The organism is Aeromonas hydrophila subsp. hydrophila ATCC 7966 (genome assembly GCF_000014805.1).
Classification (GTDB): domain Bacteria; phylum Pseudomonadota; class Gammaproteobacteria; order Enterobacterales; family Aeromonadaceae; genus Aeromonas; species Aeromonas hydrophila.
The window spans coordinates 832,649-851,141 of sequence record NC_008570.1 but is presented as its reverse complement, the minus strand read 5'-3'; the positions used below and the strand labels follow the sequence as shown (position 1 = coordinate 851,141).

The 18,493-nt window shown below is 63.0% G+C and carries 17 protein-coding genes; 5 read left to right on the top strand and 12 right to left on the bottom strand.

The genetic code is table 11. The annotated features are described in order from the left end of the window. Positions 1-215 precede the first annotated feature (215 nt). Both AHA_RS03995 and AHA_RS03990 read right to left on the bottom strand, forming a co-directional pair. Positions 216-593 (bottom strand): protein YgfX, encoded by a 378-nt coding sequence (locus AHA_RS03995; RefSeq protein ID WP_011704742.1) that lies wholly within the window; start codon positions 591-593, stop codon positions 216-218. A 19-nt stretch (positions 594-612) separates the two neighbouring features. Then, on the bottom strand, positions 613-882 hold the full coding sequence (locus AHA_RS03990; protein ID WP_011704741.1) for an FAD assembly factor SdhE: 270 nt from the start codon (positions 880-882) through the stop codon (positions 613-615). Positions 883-995: 113 nt separating this feature from the next. On the opposite strand from AHA_RS03990, the gene ygfZ reads away from it, so the two are divergent. Beyond that, a complete protein-coding gene (gene ygfZ, locus AHA_RS03985; RefSeq protein WP_011704740.1) occupies positions 996-1,901 on the top strand; it encodes a tRNA-modifying protein YgfZ in 906 nt (301 codons plus the stop codon). A gap of 13 nt (positions 1,902-1,914) precedes the next feature. Here ygfZ and AHA_RS03980 read toward each other — a convergent pair whose 3' ends face one another. Continuing rightward, entirely contained in the window at positions 1,915-2,793 is an 879-nt protein-coding gene (locus AHA_RS03980; protein ID WP_011704739.1) for a LysR family transcriptional regulator, read from the bottom strand. A 124-nt stretch (positions 2,794-2,917) separates the two neighbouring features. Between AHA_RS03980 and AHA_RS03975 the strand changes: the two genes are divergently transcribed. Further along, a complete protein-coding gene (locus AHA_RS03975) occupies positions 2,918-3,355 on the top strand; it encodes a PACE efflux transporter (RefSeq protein WP_011704738.1) in 438 nt (145 codons plus the stop codon). Positions 3,356-3,450: 95 nt separating this feature from the next. Here the strand turns inward: AHA_RS03975 and AHA_RS03970 are convergent, their stop codons facing one another. Further along, positions 3,451-3,792, bottom strand: coding sequence for a hypothetical protein (locus tag AHA_RS03970; protein WP_016349513.1), 342 nt, complete (start codon positions 3,790-3,792; stop codon positions 3,451-3,453). Positions 3,793-3,985: 193 nt separating this feature from the next. On the opposite strand from AHA_RS03970, the gene cutA reads away from it, so the two are divergent. From cutA to AHA_RS03955, 3 genes are all read left to right on the top strand, one after another. Next, positions 3,986-4,303, top strand: a complete 318-nt coding sequence (gene cutA / locus AHA_RS03965; protein ID WP_039214661.1) for a divalent-cation tolerance protein CutA — start codon at positions 3,986-3,988, stop codon at positions 4,301-4,303. After that, positions 4,300-6,072 carry a protein-disulfide reductase DsbD gene (locus AHA_RS03960; RefSeq protein WP_011704735.1) on the top strand — a complete coding sequence of 591 codons (1,773 nt, stop codon included), beginning with the start codon at positions 4,300-4,302 and terminating at the stop codon, positions 6,070-6,072. Before cutA ends, AHA_RS03960 begins: the two co-directional genes overlap by 4 nt. 124 nt (positions 6,073-6,196) lie before the next feature. Further along, the gene (locus AHA_RS03955) at positions 6,197-6,610 is read left to right on the top strand and encodes a hypothetical protein (RefSeq protein ID WP_011704734.1); all 414 of its coding nucleotides are present in this window, start codon (positions 6,197-6,199) and stop codon (positions 6,608-6,610) included. A gap of 184 nt (positions 6,611-6,794) precedes the next feature. Here AHA_RS03955 and AHA_RS03950 read toward each other — a convergent pair whose 3' ends face one another. From AHA_RS03950 to putA, 8 genes are all read right to left on the bottom strand, one after another. Then, positions 6,795-8,099 (bottom strand): NAD(P)/FAD-dependent oxidoreductase, encoded by a 1,305-nt coding sequence (locus tag AHA_RS03950; protein WP_011704733.1) that lies wholly within the window; start codon positions 8,097-8,099, stop codon positions 6,795-6,797. Between the two features lie 220 nt (positions 8,100-8,319). After that, positions 8,320-9,399, bottom strand: coding sequence for a class II fructose-bisphosphate aldolase (fbaA, locus tag AHA_RS03945; protein ID WP_011704732.1), 1,080 nt, complete (start codon positions 9,397-9,399; stop codon positions 8,320-8,322). A 116-nt stretch (positions 9,400-9,515) separates the two neighbouring features. Further along, positions 9,516-10,679: a phosphoglycerate kinase gene (locus tag AHA_RS03940; RefSeq protein ID WP_011704731.1), complete on the bottom strand. Its 1,164-nt coding sequence runs from the start codon at positions 10,677-10,679 to the stop codon at positions 9,516-9,518. A gap of 62 nt (positions 10,680-10,741) precedes the next feature. Further along, complete coding sequence (gene epd / locus AHA_RS03935; protein ID WP_010635047.1) at positions 10,742-11,752, bottom strand: erythrose-4-phosphate dehydrogenase; 1,011 nt, start codon at positions 11,750-11,752, stop codon at positions 10,742-10,744. A gap of 49 nt (positions 11,753-11,801) precedes the next feature. Continuing rightward, a complete protein-coding gene (locus AHA_RS03930) occupies positions 11,802-12,731 on the bottom strand; it encodes an ROK family protein (RefSeq protein ID WP_011704730.1) in 930 nt (309 codons plus the stop codon). Between the two features lie 180 nt (positions 12,732-12,911). Beyond that, positions 12,912-13,979 carry a uroporphyrinogen decarboxylase gene (gene hemE / locus AHA_RS03925; protein WP_115586403.1) on the bottom strand — a complete coding sequence of 356 codons (1,068 nt, stop codon included), beginning with the start codon at positions 13,977-13,979 and terminating at the stop codon, positions 12,912-12,914. A 142-nt stretch (positions 13,980-14,121) separates the two neighbouring features. Beyond that, positions 14,122-14,901, bottom strand: a complete 780-nt coding sequence (nudC, locus tag AHA_RS03920; RefSeq protein WP_011704728.1) for an NAD(+) diphosphatase — start codon at positions 14,899-14,901, stop codon at positions 14,122-14,124. 200 nt (positions 14,902-15,101) lie between these two features. Next, positions 15,102-18,266, bottom strand: a complete 3,165-nt coding sequence (putA, locus tag AHA_RS03915) for a bifunctional proline dehydrogenase/L-glutamate gamma-semialdehyde dehydrogenase PutA (RefSeq protein ID WP_011704727.1) — start codon at positions 18,264-18,266, stop codon at positions 15,102-15,104. Between the last annotated feature and the right edge of the window lie 227 nt (positions 18,267-18,493).

The following is an 18,493-nucleotide window of genomic DNA, read 5'->3' as shown; positions in this document are numbered from 1 at the left end:
TCAGTAATGAGCCAGAGGGTCACGCGGCCTGCACTGCTGCAACCCGGACTACCCGGACATGCAGCCGGACTCCAAGCCGACCGTGCTGACGCCGGACAAGGATTGATCCTGCCCGCCATGAGCCAGCATTGCTGACGATGGATAGGGATTAATCGATCCGCATCCCCCAGATGACCTCGCTCCGGCGGGGTCATCTGTTTTATGGGGAAGAGAGGCTAGCGGGTCGGCTGGGAGAAGTGGATGGCGCGAGCCAGCGTGCGGTAATGAGCCGGTGCCAGCGCATCGCTGAACAGCCAGAGCCGGATGGCGGGACGCTCCGTCGCCACCAGCTGCAGCCAGAGTACCCCGGGCCAAATGCGGCTGCCTGTCCCCAGCTGGTAACGACGCCCCTGCCAGGTGAGCCACTGCCCGTCCCACTCCAGCACGCCGCTCATCCGGCTGGCGCCAAGCCAGGCGCGCCAAAACCCCAGCACCCAGCAGGGCAGCAGCAGAGCCCACTGCCAGCCGTGGATCAGGGCGGCCAGCGGCCACAGGATCAGCAGAAACAGCGACAACAGCAGCAGGCGCTGCTGTCTGGAGGCGGTGATGGGCATCGACACCCGTACGGGCAGATCAGCGCTGGCGATCGTGGCGGGCCTGATTGCGCTCCAGGATCAGCGGGATCATGGCGGCAAACGCGGGATCTTCCGGCACGCCGTGGCCCATGCTCCAGCGGAACAGCTCCGGATCCTCGCACTCCAGCAGGCGGATGAAGGTTTGCTGCTCCGCCTCGCTCAGACCGTCGAACTCGTGTTCGAAGAAAGGCATAAAGATCACATCCAGCTCGAGCATGCCACGGCGGCAGGCCCACTTCAGGCGGGATTTTTCAATTGGGCTCAACATGGAACTCTCCTTACAAAGACCCGGCGATGGTAACAGCTGGATTTTCCGGCTGACAAACATTCCTTACGTCTTTACCATGCAGGTCACATACTTTCTGTCTCTGGAATGCCATCGTGAGCCTGCCAATCCTTCCCGCCGAGCCAACCCTGTTCCCTCTGACCGATCTGGCCATCACCAGCCTGAGCGGCCAGGATCGCGCCAAATACCTGCAGGGTCAGGTCACCTGTGACGTCAACGCCCTGCAGCCAGGCCAGCACACCCTGGGCGGCCACTGTGATCCCAAGGGCAAGCTGTGGAGCGATTTTCGCCTGCTCTGCCTGAGCGATCGCCTGCTGATGCTGACCAAGCCGTCGGTGCTGGCCCGCCAGCTGCCCGAGCTCAAGAAGTTCGCGATCTTTGCCAAGGTCGAGATCAGCGAAAATCACGGCCAGGCGGTCGGCGTGGCCGGTCAGGGAACCGATGGCTGGATCGCAGGGCAATACGGTCTGCAGGAGAGCGGTCTCATCGAGGGTGGCATGGCGGTGCGGGTCGAGGCCGATCGCTGGCTGCTGGTCAGCGAACAGCCGCTGGCATTGTCTCTGCCCAGCGGCCCCGAGTCGCTCTGGTGGGGACTGGAGATCAAGGCAGGCATCCCCCATCTCGAGGCGGTTCATCAGGGTGAGTACATTCCCCAGATGCTCAACCTGCAGGCGCTCGATGGCATCAGCTTCACCAAGGGCTGCTACATGGGGCAGGAGACGGTGGCCCGCGCCAAGTATCGTGGTGCCAACAACCGCGCCCTGTTCGTGCTGAGCGGCACTGCCACTACGCCGGTTGCCAGCGGCGACACCCTGGAGATCCAGCTCGGTGACAACTGGCGCCGCAGCGGCATGGTGCTCAACGCCTGGCAGCAGGATGGCGAGCTGTGGCTCACCGCCGTGCTGCCCAAAGACACCGAAGCCGACGCCCGCTTCCGGCTCAAGCAGGAGGAGGGCTCAAACCTGAGCCTGCAGCCCCTCCCCTATCAGCTGACCGAGTAAGCGAAGAGCCCTGCTAGCGCGCCCGCGCCAGCAGGGCCTCCTTCAGCCAGCGCCCCGCCTGCCCGAGCGGGCGGGCGCGATGCCACTGCAGCTCCAGTGCCAGCTCCGGCTGGGTAATGAAGTCCGGCTTGAGCACCACCACCTCGCCCCGCGCCAGCGGCCGGTGCAGCAGAAAATCGGGCACCGCCGCCCAGCCCAGCCCCAGCTTGACCAGCTCCAGTACCCCCAGATCCCCCTCGACCCACCACACCTGCGCCGACAGCCGGAAGCGATGACGCTCAGTCCCTTCCCGCCGCCCTGTCACCATCAGCTGGCGCGCCCCCTGCAGATCGCTCTCCCGCAGCGGCGCCTTGTGGGCCAGCGGATGCTCGGGGGAGACCACCAGCGGCATGGGCACGCCCCCCAGCGAGCGGGCGACGATCTCCCGCTGCGGGTGCTCCTTCTGATAGCTGATGCCAAGCTGGGCGCGGCCGCTGGTCAGCATCTCGGTGAGATCCTCCATCAACGGAAACAACAGCTCCAGCTCCACCGTCGGATAGCGGGTGGCGAACCCCTCCAGCACAGAGCCGAGCCAGGGCAGATGGGAGTCATCGTCGATGGCCAGCGTCAGACGCGACTCGACGCCGGTGGCCAGCTCGCCGGCGATGGCCTGCAAGCGCTCGCTCTGGGCCAGCAAAATGCCCGCCTCCTGGCTGATGCGCACACCCGCCTCGGTCAGCACCGGATAGCGGCCGCTGCGATCGAACAGCTCGAGCCCCAGATCTATCTCCAGATTGGCGATGGCGGTGCTGACCACCGACTGCGCCTTGCCCAGCTGGCGCGCCGCCGCCGAAAAGGAGCCCGCCTGTGCGGCGGCCAGCAATACCCTCAGTTGTTCCAGCGATGGATTCATCGTCCTGCTCCTGCAAATGCGGTCATCTATCTATTTTAGCGATGGATACCAACGTGAAACTATCAACAAATAGGGATAGATTGCCAACCAGTCAGTCAACATACCTGTTTAAAGAGAGGAATTTATGCGTACCCGCAACGACCGTATCCGCCATGCCATCGGCTTTGAAGTGATAGGTCTGCTCATCGCCGCCCCCCTGGCCAGCTGGGTCACAGGTATCGAGCTCAGCCACATGGGGCCGCTGGCCATCCTGTTCTCGGTGCTGGCTACCGTCTGGAACTATGTCTACAACATCGGCTTCGACAAGCTGCTGCTCAAGTACCAGGGGCACCCGCACAAGACCTTGTGGCAGCGCGTGGTCCATGCGTTCGGCTTTGAAGGGGGCTTCATGGCGCTGACTCTGCCGGTCATCGCCTGGTGGCTGGATCTCGCCCTGCTGGCGGCACTGGCGCTCAACATCGGCTTCGTGACCTTCTATCTGGTCTACGCCTTCATCTACAACTGGAGCTATGACAAGGTGTACCCGATCCCGGGCCAGTGGCAGCAGAACGCACTGGGTTGAACCACGGCAAAAAACGGCAGGAAAAACGAGGCACCATCATGCAAGGGGCATGATGGTGCTGGGGGAGGACAAGCCCGGCGGGCCTGCCGCGGCGTTCAGGCTTGTGCCTTCAGCTCTTCGGTCGGGGCCTCTGCCTCGGCCGACTCCTGCGTCAGCATGGCCTCGATGTCGCTCTGGTACTGGGTCAGCAGTCGCTGGGCCGCGACCATGTCACCCTTGTGCAGGCGCTCGAACAGATGGTGCTGCACCACGCCGTTGAGATACTCCACCGTGACCGGTTGCTCGAGGGTATCCAGCAACTCCTCTTTTTCCAGCTCGGCATTGATTTCATCGGCACTGGTACGCAGCAGACCGGCCAGTTGCACCAACATACGGCGCTCACCTTCGCGCAACAGGCTCAACATGCGGTTTCTCTGCTGCTCATTCTGTTGGGTCATACATTTCCTTACGTCGAATGGGAACAAGCCCGCTCATTCTGCCTTGTCGCTCTGACAGCGTCTATCTCATGCCCCCCACTTATTTTCATGTCGCAGCCGCAAAGTGCGCCAGATGCTATTTGACCCGTCGCTAGGTATAGTAGCCACTGGTTTACGGGCGCCGAGCCGCCCCGATCGGACGAGATATTTCACCATGACCGACACCATTCTGGTGCTTTGCACCTGCCCGGATGAGGCCAGTGCCGACCTCATCTGCGCACAACTGCTGAACCAGCGGCTGGCGGCCTGCATCAACCAGCTGCCCGGCCTCACCTCCGTCTATCGCTGGCAGGGCCAGATCGAACGGGCCACGGAGATCCAGCTCATCATCAAGTCGCACGCCGCCCTGTTCGAGCCGCTGCGCCAGTGCATTCTTGCTCATCACCCTTATGAGGTGCCGGAGATCCTGGCGCTGCCCACAAGCCAGGGCCACCAGCCCTATCTCGACTGGATAAAACAGGAAACCTCATGACACCGTCTCGCCTGCTCTTTCCCCTGCTGTTGCTCTGTGCTCTGCTGGCCGGCCTGGGCTCACTGCCGGCCCGCGCCAGCAGCACGGATCTGCTGAGTGCCCTCGGCATCGAGGCCAGCGCCCAGCCCAAATTTCTGAAAGTGGACGAGGCGTTCGTCCTCGAGAGCGAACAGCAGGGCAATCGGCTGCTGCTGAACCTGCGCATCGCCGACGACTACTACCTCTATCGCCACAGCTTCAGCTTCAAGGGGGAAAACCTCGCCTTCGAGGAGCCGGTGCTGCCCGTTGGCAGCGAGCATGAAGATGACTTCTTCGGCAAGACCCAGGTCTATTACCGGGAGGTGCAGATCCCCGTCACCCTGACCGAGGCCGGCCAGCAGGCCAGTCTCAAGATCAGTTATCAGGGCTGTACCGACGGCCTCTGCTATCCCCCCACCGACAAGCTGATCAGTATCCAGCCGCTCACCGCCCAGCAGAGCGAGCAGCCTGACCAGCCCACACCGGCCAGCAGCCAGCAGGATCAGCTGGCGGCCGCCCTCGGCAACCAGAGCTTCTGGCTCAGCGTCGCCGCCTTCTTCGCACTCGGGCTCGGCCTCGCCTTCACCCCCTGCGTCTTCCCCATGTATCCCATCCTGACCGGGATCATCGCCGGGGCCGGCCATCGCCTCTCCACCCGTCGCGCCTTCCTGCTCTCCTTCGTCTACGTGCAGGGGATGGCGGTCACCTACACCCTGCTCGGGTTGGTGGTGGCCTCGGCCGGCTTGAAATTCCAGGCAGCCCTCCAGCATCCCTACGTGCTGATCGGCCTCTCGGTGATGTTCGTGCTGCTGGCCCTCTCCATGTTCGGGCTCTATACCCTGCAGCTGCCAAGCAGCCTGCAGACCCGGCTGTCAGGCCTATCCAACCGCCAGCAGGGCGGCTCCGTGCTCGGGGTCGCCATTATGGGGATGATCTCCGGTCTGGTCTGCTCCCCTTGCACCACGGCCCCGCTCTCCGGCGCCCTCATCTACGTGGCCCAGAGCGGCGATCTCTGGCTCGGCGGCGCGGCTCTCTACGCCCTGTCGCTCGGCATGGGGCTGCCGCTGCTGCTGCTCGGTACCTCGGGCGGCAAGCTGCTGCCCAAGGCGGGCGCCTGGATGGACGTGATCAAGCAGCTGTTCGGGTTTGCACTGCTGGCGGTGCCCATCCTGCTGCTCTCGAGGCTCTGGAGCGATCAGATCACCACCCTGGCCTGGCTCGGCTGGGGGCTGCTGTTGTGCGGCTACCTCTATCATCACAACCAGCATCAGGGCCATTCGGTGGGGCGCAGCCTGCGCGGCTTCGTGCTGCTGCTGGCCATGATCAGCGCCGTGGTGGTGGGCAAGGATCTGCTGCTGCCACCCCAGGGCGCCAGCGCAGCCGCTCAGGCCGAGACGCCAGCCTTCATTCGCATCAAGACGCTGAACGATCTCAAGACCCAGCTGGCCGCCGCTCGTGGCAAGCCGGTGCTGCTCGATCTCTATGCCGACTGGTGCGTGGCCTGCAAGGAGTTTGAGCACAAGACCTTCAGCGACCCCGCCGTGCGCGAGCGGTTCGGCCAGATGGTGCTGCTGCAGGCGGACGTCACCGCCAACGACGATGCCGATGTGGTGCTGCTCAACGGCCTCAACGTGCTGGGGCTGCCGACCCTGATCTTCTTCGACCGCGCCGGCAACGAGCTGAGTGGCCAGCGGGTCACCGGCTTTATGGGGCCCGCCGAATTTCTCGGCCAGCTGGAGAAGCTGCGCTGAGGCCGGGTGGCCCGTGCAACCGTGCGGGCCCCCGGTTTGACCGCCATTTTTCCGGCAATCCCTTGTATATGATCGACAGCGTGGCAATATTTGCGCTTTCCCGTCTCGTTCGTCCGGAGTTTTGATGAAAAAGTGGTTCATCCCCCTGCTGGCCCTCTGGCTGTATGGCTGTTACGCAGGTCCAGGTGAAGAGGCAATCCGGACCCAGGTCACCGCCAAGTTGCAGGCAGACACCGACGCCAATCTGTTCGAGATCAGTGACTTCGCCATCCTGGACAAGGAAGAGCGCATGGAGGGGGTCTATCTGGTCAAAGTGAGCTACCAGATCCACTTCAAACAGGGGATGGAACAGCTGCAGGTGCTGCACGACGAGGATCTGGTCTATGACAGGGTCGGTCCCTTCCAGCAGGAGATGGGGCTGATGGAGCTGGAACGCAAATACGGCGAGTTCGAGGCGGGCCAGGTGCTGCCGCAGCAGGCTGAAGTGTGGATGATGAAAACCGAGCAGGGCTGGCGTCTGGCCGAACCCGCCCACTGACACGCAACCGGCCAGAATACCCAGGCTGACTCAGGCCTGGGTATCCACCCTATCCCCCTCGCTAGCCGGCGTGCAGCCCATTCAACACACGGGATGGGCGGACGCTGATTGTTTGACTGCTCCAGCTAAATAGCAGTATCAATCCGGCCAACCACCACGCCGTGGCGCACCAGATCAGCCCCCCTTAGAACAGATCCTTGAAGCGGTACCAGAGCATGCCAAGCGCCAGCAGGGGCGAGCGCAGCGCCGGGCCGCCGGGGAAGGTCATGTGGGGTACGCTGCCAAACAGATCGAAACCCCGGCTCTCCCCCTTGATCGCCTCCGCCACCAGCTTACCCGCCATGTGCGTGGCATTGAGACCATGGCCGGAATAGGCCTGGGCATAGAAGACGTTGGGCTGCTCCGGCAGACGGCCAATCTGGGGCAACCGGTTGGCCCCGATGCCTATCATGCCGCCCCACTGGAATTCGATGGCGGTATCCGCCAGCTCGGGAAACACCCGCAGCAGCTTGGGCAGCATGAAGGCCTTGATGTCGCGAGGATCCCTTCCTGAATAATTGCAGGCACCGCCAAACAGCAGCCGGCCGTCGGCGGAGAGGCGGTAGTAGTCGAGCGCCACGTTCTGATCGCACACCGCCATGTTCTGCGGCAGCAGGCGCTGGCGCAGCCGCTTCTCCAGCACCTCGGTGGCGAGGATGTAGGAGCCCGCCGGCAGCACCTTGCCCCCCAGCTCGGGGTTGAGGTCGTTGAGATAGGCGTTGCAGCCGATCACCAGGTAGTCGGCGCTGACCCGACCGTGGGCGGTGGTGACCTGCAACCGATCGCCATAGTCGATGTGCACCACTCTGGACTGCTCAAACAGGGCCACACCCAGGCTGGCCGCCGCGCGCGCCTCACCCAGCGCCAGGTTGAGGGGATGCAGATGGCCGGAGCCCATGTCGATCAGGCCGCCGATGTAGCGATCCGAGCCCACCACGCTATGGATATCTTCCCGCGACACCAGCTTGAGTTCGTGCTTATAGCCGAGGCTCGCCAGGTGCGCCGCCTCCTCTGCAAACCCGGCCAGATGACGCTGACGGGTAGCGAGATCGCAGTAGCCCCAGCGCAGGTCGCAGTCGATATTGAAGCGCTCGATCCGCTCGCGCACCAACTCGACCGCCTCCAACCCCATCAGGTCGAGCTCGCGCACACCCTCTTCACCAATCCAGCGGGCGAACTGGCTGGTGTCGTGACCGATACCGCGAATCAGCTGACCGCCGTTGCGCCCGGAGGCACCCCAGCCGATGCGGTTGGCCTCCAGCAACACCACCTTGTAACCGGCTTCGGCCAGATTGATGGCGGTGTTGAGACCGGTGAAACCGCCGCCTATGATGCAGACCTCGGCATTCAGTTCGCCACTGAGCTCAGGCCACTGCTGATTGTCGTTGCGGGTGGCCGCGTAATAGGAGGCCACGTGCTCCTGATGGGGGTAGTGCTTTCCTGCCTGCATGCTCAGCATCCTGCCTTGATAGCGTTGCGTTTACTAAAATAAACGGCCTGTCATCGATAATACTCAGCCACCCGCCGCCAATCCAGCCCGCAGGGATCACAGAAATGCAAAAGGTGCCTCGAAAGACACCTTGCTCACGTCCGCTGGCGACCCCGCCATGCTGCAATGAAAAAGGCGCCCCGCAGGGCGCCTTTTCATGCAATCAAACTACCGTAACGAATTACAGTACGTCGATGGCGTTCAGGTCGGAGAAAGCCTTCTCCAGACGCGCGATCATGGTAGTCTGGCCGGCACGCAGCCATACACGCGGATCGTAGAACTTCTTGTTCGGCTTGTCGGCGCCTTCCGGGTTGCCCAGCTGACCTTGCAGGTAGGCTTCGTTCTTCTTGTAGAAGCCCAGAATGCCTTCCCAGGTCGCCCACTGGGTGTCGGTGTCGATGTTCATCTTCACCACGCCGTAGGAGATGGATTCGCGGATCTCTTCCAGAGTGGAACCTGAACCACCGTGGAATACGAAGTCCAGAGACTTGGCAGGGATGCCGAACTTCTCGGAAACGTACTTCTGGGAAGCGTCCAGGATGGACGGGGTCAGCTTGACGTTACCCGGCTTGTAAACACCGTGTACGTTGCCGAAGGAGGCAGCGATGGTGAAGCGCGGGCTGATCTTGGACAGACGCTCGTAGGCGTAGGCCACGTCTTCCGGCTGGGTGTACAGGGCGGATTGGTCCATGTGGCTGTTGTCGACGCCGTCTTCTTCGCCACCGGTGCAACCCAGTTCCAGCTCCAGAGTCATGTTCATCTTGGCCATGCGGGTCAGGTACTCGCAGCAGATGTCGATGTTCTCTTCCAGAGACTCTTCGGACAGATCCAGCATGTGGGAGGAGAACAGCGGCTTGCCGGTTTCGGCAAAGTGCTTCTCGCCCGCGTCCAGCAGACCGTCGATCCACGGCAGCAGCTTCTTGGCGGCGTGGTCGGTGTGCAGGATGACCGGTACACCGTAAGCTTCGGCAACGGCGTGAACGTGCTTGGCACCGGAGATGGCACCGATGATGGCAGCTTGCTGGCCTTCCAGTTTCAGACCCTTACCGGCGGTGAACACGGCACCACCGTTGGAGAACTGAACGATAACCGGTGCTTTCACCTTGGCGGCAGCTTCCAGTACGGCGTTGACGGAGTCGGTACCGACGCAGTTGACGGCCGGCAGAGCGAAGCCGTTCTCTTTCGCGATGGCGAACACTTTCTGAACGTCATCACCAGTGATCACGCCGGGTTTTACGAAGTCGAAAATTTTCTTAGACATGTTTAATCGTCCTGTTCTCGTATGCCGTTAATAAAAAATGGGGGGTTCATCATGAACCGGCACAGCGGGCACATGATAAACGAAACGGGAGGCTTTTGCCCCCCGTCTCGGGTCAATTAGGCTTTGGCGCGCTGTTCCAGAATCGCAACAGCCGGCAGTACCTTGCCTTCCACGAACTCCAGGAAGGCGCCGCCGCCGGTGGAGATGTAGGAGACCTTGTCGGCGATGCCGAACTTGTCGATGGCAGCCAGGGTGTCACCACCACCAGCGATGGAGAAGGCCGGAGAAGCAGCAATGGCTTCGGCGATCACCTTGGTACCTTCAGCGAACTGGTCGAACTCGAACACGCCGACCGGGCCGTTCCACAGAATGGTCTTGGCGTTCATGATGATGTCGGCCAGGGCCTTGGCAGAGTCAGGGCCGATGTCGAAGATCATGTCGCCGTCGGTCACGTCAGCGACGGACTTGATGGTGGCCGGGGTGGATTCGGAGAACTCGGCACCGACAACTACATCGGTGGTCACCGGGATGTTGGTTTCGGCAGCCAGCTTCTTGGCGGTGTCGATCAGGTCGTGCTCGCACAGGGACTTGCCGACGTTGTGACCGGCAGCAGCGATGAAGGTGTTGGCGATGCCACCACCGACCACCAGCTGGTCAGCGATCTTGGAGAGGGATTCCAGTACGGTCAGCTTGGTGGAGACCTTGGAGCCGCCAACGATGGCAACCATCGGGCGCTCGGGCTTCAGCATGGCTTTGCCCAGGGCTTCCAGTTCACCCGCCAGCAGCGGACCGGCACAGGCGACCGGTGCGAACTGAGCCACACCGTAGGTGGAGCCTTCGGCGCGGTGAGCAGTACCGAACGCATCCATTACAAAGACGTCACACAGGGCGGCGTATTTTTTGGCCAGCTCTTCGGTGTTCTTCTTCTCGCCTTTGTTGAAGCGGCAGTTTTCCAGCACAACCAGCTCACCGGCGGCGACTTCTACGCCATCCAGGTAGTCTTTGGCCAGACGAACCGGGCAGGACAGTGCGTCTTTCAGATAGTTGACAACCGGAGCCAGGGAGAATTCTTCGTTGTATTCACCCTCGGTCGGACGACCCAGGTGGGAGGTGATCATCAGCTTGGCGCCCTTTTCCAGAGCCAGCTTGATGGTCGGCAGAGTCGCCACGATACGTGCATCGGAGGTGACCTTGCCGTCTTTTACCGGCACGTTCAGGTCAGCACGGATCAGAACGCGTTTGCCCGCCAGATCCAGGTCAGTCATCTTGATAACAGACATATTCAGTCCTCTATATTTTCAGGTAATGTTAAAAACAGTAACCTTGCGCCCGGTGCAAGCTTTCAGCCTGCGGCCATCATGGCCCGGGTGGTATCCAGCATGCGGTTGGCGAAGCCCCATTCGTTATCACACCACATCAACATCTTGACGAGGTTGGCATCGCTGACCCGGGTCTGGGTACCATCAATGATGCAGGAGTGAGCATCATGATTAAAGTCTACGGAGACCAGTGGCTCTTCCGTGTAATCCAGAATACCGCTTAATGTACCTCTGGATGCCCGTTGCAGGGCTTGATTTACGTCAGTAACCGTCACTTTTTTACGAACAGTAATACTGAGATCCATTGCCGTTACATTGATGGTCGGTACCCGTACCGCGATCGCCTCGAACTTGCCGGCGAAGTGGGGGAGGATCCGCTCCAACCCCTTGGCCAGCTTGGTATCCACCGGGATGATGGACTGGCTGGCAGCGCGGGTTCGACGCAAGTCGCTGTGGTAGGCATCGATGACTTGCTGATCATGCATGGCCGAATGAATTGTCGTAATAGTACCACAATTTATCTCGAATTCTCGATGCAATGTTTCGATGACGGGGACCACGCAGTTGGTGGTGCAGGAGGCGTTGGAGACGATCCGCTCGCGCCCCGTCAGCACCTGATGGTTGACCCCGTAGACGATGGTGGCGTCCACGTCCGCCTCGGCCGGATGGGAGAACAACACCTTGCCCGCCCCCGCCGCCAGATGCAGCTCGGCATCGGCCCGCGAGCCGAACACCCCGGTGCAGTCCAGCACCACGTCCACCCCCAGCGCTCGCCACGGCAAGCGCGACGGATCCCGCTCGGCGAACAGGGAGATGAGATCCTCCCCCACCAGCATGCTGTTGCCGGCCAGCTGCACCGGATGGTGGAAGCGACCATGACTGGTGTCGAAGCGGGTCAGGTGCACCATGGCCTCGGGGGCGGCCAGCTCGTTGATGGCCACTATCTTGATGTTCTTGTCGCGGCCGCTCTCGTAGAGGGCCCGCAGCACGTTGCGGCCGATCCGCCCGTACCCGTTGATGGCAATCTTGATCATGAAAACTCTGGGTCCTTAGCTGGGACAAAGGGACAAGCGGATGGCTGACTCACGACAGCAGGGCATCCTGAAATTCACCGCGGGCCAGCAGTGCCGCCCCGAATACCCCGGCGCTGTCCCCCAGGGCTGGAGCAATAATGGGGGTGGCGAAGCGGGGATTAAAGAGGAAGGGCAAAATAGTCTCCCGTCCCACACTGTACAGGCTCTGCACGTTGCCGACCCCGCCACCGATGACGATCACATCCGGATCCAGGATGTTGACCACGTTGGCCAGCGCCTGGCCAAACAGCAGATGCAGCCGGTCGATGGTGAGCTTGGCCAGGTGGTCGTGAGCCGTCGCCGCCGCTATCTTGGCCAGCGAGAGGTGACGCTTGGCCTTGGCCTCATACCAGGCCTCCAGCGCCGGGCCGCTGATGAAGGTCTCGACGCAGCCGCGCTTGCCGCAGTAGCACTCGGGGCCGTCGGGTGAGAGCACGTTGTGGCCCCACTCGCCGGCGATGCCGTGGTGGCCGTTGAGGATGCGGCCGTTGATGACGATGCCGGAGCCCACTCCGGTGCCCATGATGATGCCGAATACCACCTTGGCATCAGGGTGGTGCTGACGCACCGCCCCCAGATGGGTTTCCGCCAGCGCGAAGCAGTTGGCATCGTTGGCGATCAGCACCGGCACGCCGAGCCGGCGTTCCAGATCTTCCTTGAACGGCTTGCCGTTGAGTTCTGTGGTGTTGCAGTTCTTCATCAGGCCGGTTTGCGGATCCCGCGCCCCCGGCGTCCCCATGCCGATGAGGGTCGGCCGCTGACCGATCTTGTCGGCACACTCTGCCACCAGTTTGGCGATCTGGCCGATCATGTGGTCATAACCGCCGGCACGCTCGGTGGGAATGCGATGGCGCAGCAGCACCTCGTCCCCTTCCAGTACCACGCATTCGCACTTGGTACCGCCAAGATCGATCCCCCAATCCAACAACCTGTTGCTCATCCTGCCTCCAGCCATGACTGTGGGGCGTCAGGCCCGGACGCACCTTGCCGTGCCCGCCCGCAGTCGACCGCCCGCTACCGGGTTGCAGTGTAACCCGAGCGGCGGTCAGGATGCAGCCCCCGCCGCAGACAGCAAAACGGGGCCCCCAGGCCCCGTTGTTCACTGTGCTGTCGGCGGCGCTCAGCGGCCGTGGTACTGGGCAGACAGCTCGTGTACTGCGTTGACGAACACGCCGGCATGCTCCGGGTTCACATCCTGATGGATGCCGTGACCCAGGTTGAAGACGTGGCCGTTGCCGTGACCGAAACCGGCCAGGATGGAGGCGACCTCTTCACGGATGCGAGCTGGGTTGGCGTAGAGCATGGAGGGATCCATGTTGCCCTGCAGCGCCACCTTGTCGCCGACCCGACGCTTGGCGTCGGCGATGTCGGTGGTCCAGTCCAGACCCAGCGCATCGCAACCGGTAGCGGCGATCTGCTCCAGCCACTGACCACCATTCTTGGTGAACAGGGTGACCGGCACGCGGCGACCGTCGTGCTCGCGAATGAGGCCGTCGACGATCTTGTGCATGTATTGCAGGGAGAAGTCGCGGTAGTCGCGCGGGGTGAGCACGCCGCCCCAGGTGTCGAACACCATGACCGCCTGGGCACCCGCCTTGATCTGGGCGTTCAGATAGGCAATCACGCTGTCGGCCAGCTTGTCGAGCAGCAGGTGCAGGGTCTGCGGCTCTGCATACATCATCTGCTTGATCTTGGTGAACGCCTTGGAGCTGCCCCCCTCCACCATGTAGGTGGCCAGGGTCCAGGGGCTGCCGGAGAAGCCGATGAGCGGCACTTCGCCCTTGAGCTCACGGCGGATGGTGCGCACCGCATTCATCACGTAGCCGAGTTCATCTTCCGGATCCGGCACCGGCAGCGCCTGCACGTCGGCCATGGAGGTGATCGGACGCTCGAAGCGCGGGCCTTCGCCCTGCTCGAAGTAGAGACCCAGCCCCATGGCATCGGGCACGGTGAGGATGTCTGAGAAGAGGATGGCGGCATCGAGTGGATAGCGGCGCAGCGGCTGCAAGGTGACTTCACAAGCCAGCTCGGCGTTGCGGCACAGGGACATGAAATCCCCCGCCTGGGCGCGCGTGGCCTTGTATTCCGGCAGATAGCGGCCAGCCTGGCGCATCATCCATACCGGGGTCATGTCCACTTCCTGGCGCAGCAGGGCACGCAGGTAACGATCGTTCTTCAGCTCTTTCATCCCAGTTCCTGAGTCATATCCAGCATAAAATGGCGGATATGATACCACTTTGTGCGCGGCGGGGGGCGGCTCAAACGCCTGCCGCCGCCGTTGGAGTGCAAAGATGTGAAGGGGCGCAAACAAGCGCCCCTCTTTGCATCCCTCAGGCTTGGTCGTCGAGGCAGAGCGTGATGAGCCGCCGCGCTATGGTGCCGTGAGGCGGCAACCGTGGCAGCCCGTCGGCCTCGAAGAAATCGGCGGCCACCAGCTCTTCGTCCTGCACCCGGATCTCGCCACTCTCATAATCGGCGGTGAAGCCCATCATCAGGCTGTGAGGAAACGGCCAGGGCTGGCTCGCCACGTAACGCACGTTGCGCACCCGGATGCCGCTCTCCTCGAACACCTCCCGCGCCACGCACTGCTCGAGGTTCTCCCCCGCCTCCACGAAGCCGGCCAGCACGGTATACATGGGATCCTCGGCCTGATAGTGACGGCGGTGGGCCGCCAGCAAGATGGCGGGCCCCTTGCGCACCGCCACGATAATGCAGGGGGAGATGCGCGGATAGACGACGTGGCCATGGCGGCACCCTTGCGCCCACTCCCCCGCCTTCGGGCTCATGGGGGCGCCGCACTCGCCGCAGAAGCGGTGGGTCCGGCGAAAGGTGGCGAGTTGCCAGGCGCGGCCGGCCAGCTGAAAACCCGTTTCATCCCCGGCCACCATCAGCTGGCGCAAGGGGGTCAGGGCCTCGGTGTCAACCTCCCCCCCCAGATCCAGCAGCAGGCAGGGCAGCCCGTCCCACTCGTCAAAGCGCTCAAAGGAAGCATGCTGCAAGTGGCTGGGCAGACAGGCACGGGGGCCTTGTGGAATGCGCCCCTGGTCATCCAGCAGGACGAGGTGATCGCCCCCCAGCACGAACCAGCGGGCCTGTTCGGTTAATGACATAGATGCAGCACTCTTTGTTGTGACGTCGGTCGGGATGCGCGCCCGGGACTGGGCGGCGGTGACGGATGAAAGCGACAACCGGCCACCATATTAAGACGCGGCAAGCCGGGTGGCGACCCCAAGATGGCGGCTTTTCAATGCTCATGAGAACGCCCATGAAAAAGGCCGCCCGCAGGCGGCCTGATGTTGGTCACGGTCGATCAGGCGTCGCCCATCGCCAGCAGGGAGGCGTTGCCGCCCACCGCCGTGGTGTTGATGGTGCGGGTCTTCTCGGTAATGAAACGGCTCAGGTAATGGGGGCCGCCCGCCTTGGGACCGGTGCCGGAGAGGCCCTGCCCGCCGAACGGCTGCACCCCGACCATGGCGCCGATCTGGTTGCGGTTGATGTAGACGTTGCCCACATTGATGCGGCTCGCCAGCTCCTCGGCATGGGATTCGTTGCGGCTGTGGATCCCCAGCGTCAGGCCGTAACCGGTGCCGTTGATGTCGCTGATCACCTTGTCCAGATCCCGGGCGGCGTAGCGCACCACGTGCAGGATGGGGCCGAACTGCTCGCGGGTCAGCTCGCGGATGGAGCCGATCTCCAGCGCGGTCGGCTGCACGAAGTGGCCCCCCAGGGTCACGGCCGGCATCGGTGCCTGGGCGATCAGGCGGGCACGCGGGATCATGTGCACCAGGTGCGCATCCAGCCCGGCCTTGGCCTCGGCGTCGATGACCGGGCCGACGTCGGTGTTGTGCTCGGCCGGGTTGCCCACTTTGAGCTCCTGCAGGGCACCGGTCAGGATCTCCAGCACCCGCGGCGCGATCTCTTCCTGCAGGTAGAGCACCCGCAGGGCGGAGCAGCGCTGGCCGGCGCTCTGGAAAGCGGCGCTCACCACATCGCGCACCACCTGCTCCGGCAGGGCGGTGGAGTCGACGATCATGGCATTCTGGCCGCCGGTCTCGGCGATGAGCGGCAGGATGGCGCCATCGCGCTGGGCCAGAGTCATGTTGATGAGCTTGGCGGTCTCGGTGGAGCCGGTGAAGCAGACGCCGCCGATGCGGGCATCTGCCGTCAGCTTGGCGCCCACGGTGGCGCCGTCACCCGGCAGCAGTTGCAGCACGTCGCCGGGAATGCCGGCCTGATGAGCCAGGGTCACCGCCAGGTGAGCGATGAGACCGGTCTGCTCGGCCGGCTTGGCGATGACGGTGTTGCCGGTGGCCAGCGCTGCGGCGACTTGTCCCAGGAAAATCGCCAGCGGGAAGTTCCACGGGCTGATGCAGACGAACACGCCACGCCCCTGCAGGAACAGCTCGTTCATCTCGCCGGTGTAGCCGGGCAGCAGGGTCGCCTGCCCCATCAGGCCACGGGCCTGCACCGCGTAGTAGCGGCAGAAGTCCACCGCCTCGCGCACCTCGTCGATGCCGTCCTGCAGCAGCTTGCCCGCCTCACGGGTACAGAGGGAGATGAACTGCTCGCGGTTCGCTTCCAGCAGATCCGCCAGTTTCTCAAGGGCGGCGGCACGCTCACTCACCGGAGTCTCGCGCCAGCGCGGGAAGGCGGCATGGGCCGAGGCCAGCGCCTGCTCCACTGCCTGCTCGTCGGCCCAGTGGATCTTGCCGACAGTCAGGCTCACATCCTGCGGGCTCAGCACCACACGGGCCTCATTGCGCTTGAGGGTCTCGCCATCGACGATGGGACCCGCCAACCACTGCTTGCTCTCCACCTCCTTCAGCTTGGCGAAGAAGGGGCGCTGGATGGAGAGGATGTTCATGTTGACTCCGCTGGAGTTCTTGCGGTCGCTGAACAGGTTCACCGGCTGCGGAATGCGATCGTTGGCCAGGCTGGAGTAACGCTTGAGGGTGCGCAGCGGGTGCTCGGCCAGGGAGTCGACCGGGGTGTTGGGATCCACCAGCTTGTGGACGAAGGAGGTGTTGGCCCCGTTCTCCAGCAGACGGCGCACCAGGTAGGGCAGCAGATCCTTGTGGGCACCCACAGGCGCATAGATGCGGCAGTGCAGGCCGGGATATTCGCTGAGCACGGCGTTGTGCAGCTCCTCCCCCATGCCGTGCAGGCGCTGGAACTCGAACTGGCGATCGCCAGCCATCTCCAGAATGCTGACCACGGTGTTGGCGTTGTGGGTGGCAAACTGGGGCGAGATAAAGCCGCGGGTCGGCTCGCTCAGCAGGTAGCGGGCGCAGGCGAGGTAGGAGATGTCGGTGCCCGCCTTGCGGGTAAACAGCGGGTAGCCGGGCAGGCCGGCCTGCTGGGCATATTTGAGCTCGCTGTCCCAGTAGGCGCCCTTCACCAGCCGCACCGGGATCAGGTCCCCCTGCTCGCGAGCCAGCGCGGTGAGCCAGCAGAGCACCGGCAGGGCGCGCTTGGAGTAGGCCTGCACCACCATGCCGAGCTTGCCCCAGCCGCGGTTGGCGTCGGAGCGATAGAGCTGCTCGAACAGATCGAGGGAGAGCTCGAGGCGGTCCATCTCTTCGGCATCGATGCTGATAGCCACGTCCTTGTCGCGGGCGAGGCGCACCAGTCCCACCAGCCGCTCGCACATTTCGCCGAGCACCCGCTCGCGGTTGGCCACGTCATAGCGCGGATGCAGCGCCGACAGCTTGATGGAGATGGAAGGGGCCGGGCCGCCGTCGCTGATGCGCTCGTTGCCCACCGCCTCGATGGCGCGCTGGTAGTCACCGAAATACTTGTCGGCATCGGCCAGGGTCAGGGCGGACTCCCCCAGCATGTCGTAGGTGTGGGTGTAACCCTTCTCGCGGGACTTGCGGCTCGCCTTGAGGGCTTCTTTCATGTCGCGCCCCAGCACGAACTGCTTGCCCATGATCTTCATGGCGGCGTACATGGCGGAGCGCACCACCGGCTCCCCCAGCTTGTTGACCATGCGGCCCAGCAGGTTGGCCGGGTTGCCGTCCAGCTTCTTGTCCAGCTTGATGATCTTGCCGGTCAGCATCAGCCCCCAGGTGGAGGCGTTCACCAGGGTGGAGTCGCTTTTGCGAAAATGGGACGACCAGTTGGCGCCGGAGAGCTTGTCCTTGATCAGGGCATCGGCGGTCTCGGCATCGGGAATGCGCAGCAGCGCCTCCGCCAGGCACATCAGGATGATCCCCTCCTGGGTATCCAGGCTGTACTCTTGCAAGAAGGCGTCGATGCCGTCGCCGGAGCCGCTCTCCTTGCGCACCTTGGTCACCAGGGTGCGGGCACGCTGGGTCACCCGTTCCAGCGAGGCGCCATCCCCCGGCAGCATGGCCGACAGCTCGGCCAGATAGGCATTTTCATCCACCACGTAGTTCTGGGTGATGGCTTCGCGCAGGGCGGCCAGATCGGAGGGAACATAGTCAGCGGCAAGCACTTGGGTAGCTTTGAACATATGGGGTCTTCCTGTACGCCCTAGGGCTGATATCGACGAAGGCGGCCGTGCCGCCGAAACGCCGATAATGTATACAATATCGACCCATAGATGAAATGAAATTGTTGCCTGTTATTAACAAAGATCGCTGATTGGCTCATATGACGCACGATATCGGCGCCATATGCTAACTAGGTAAAATTCATCGCCTTATTTTGTATACAATTTTTCTCCAGACAAAAAAGAAG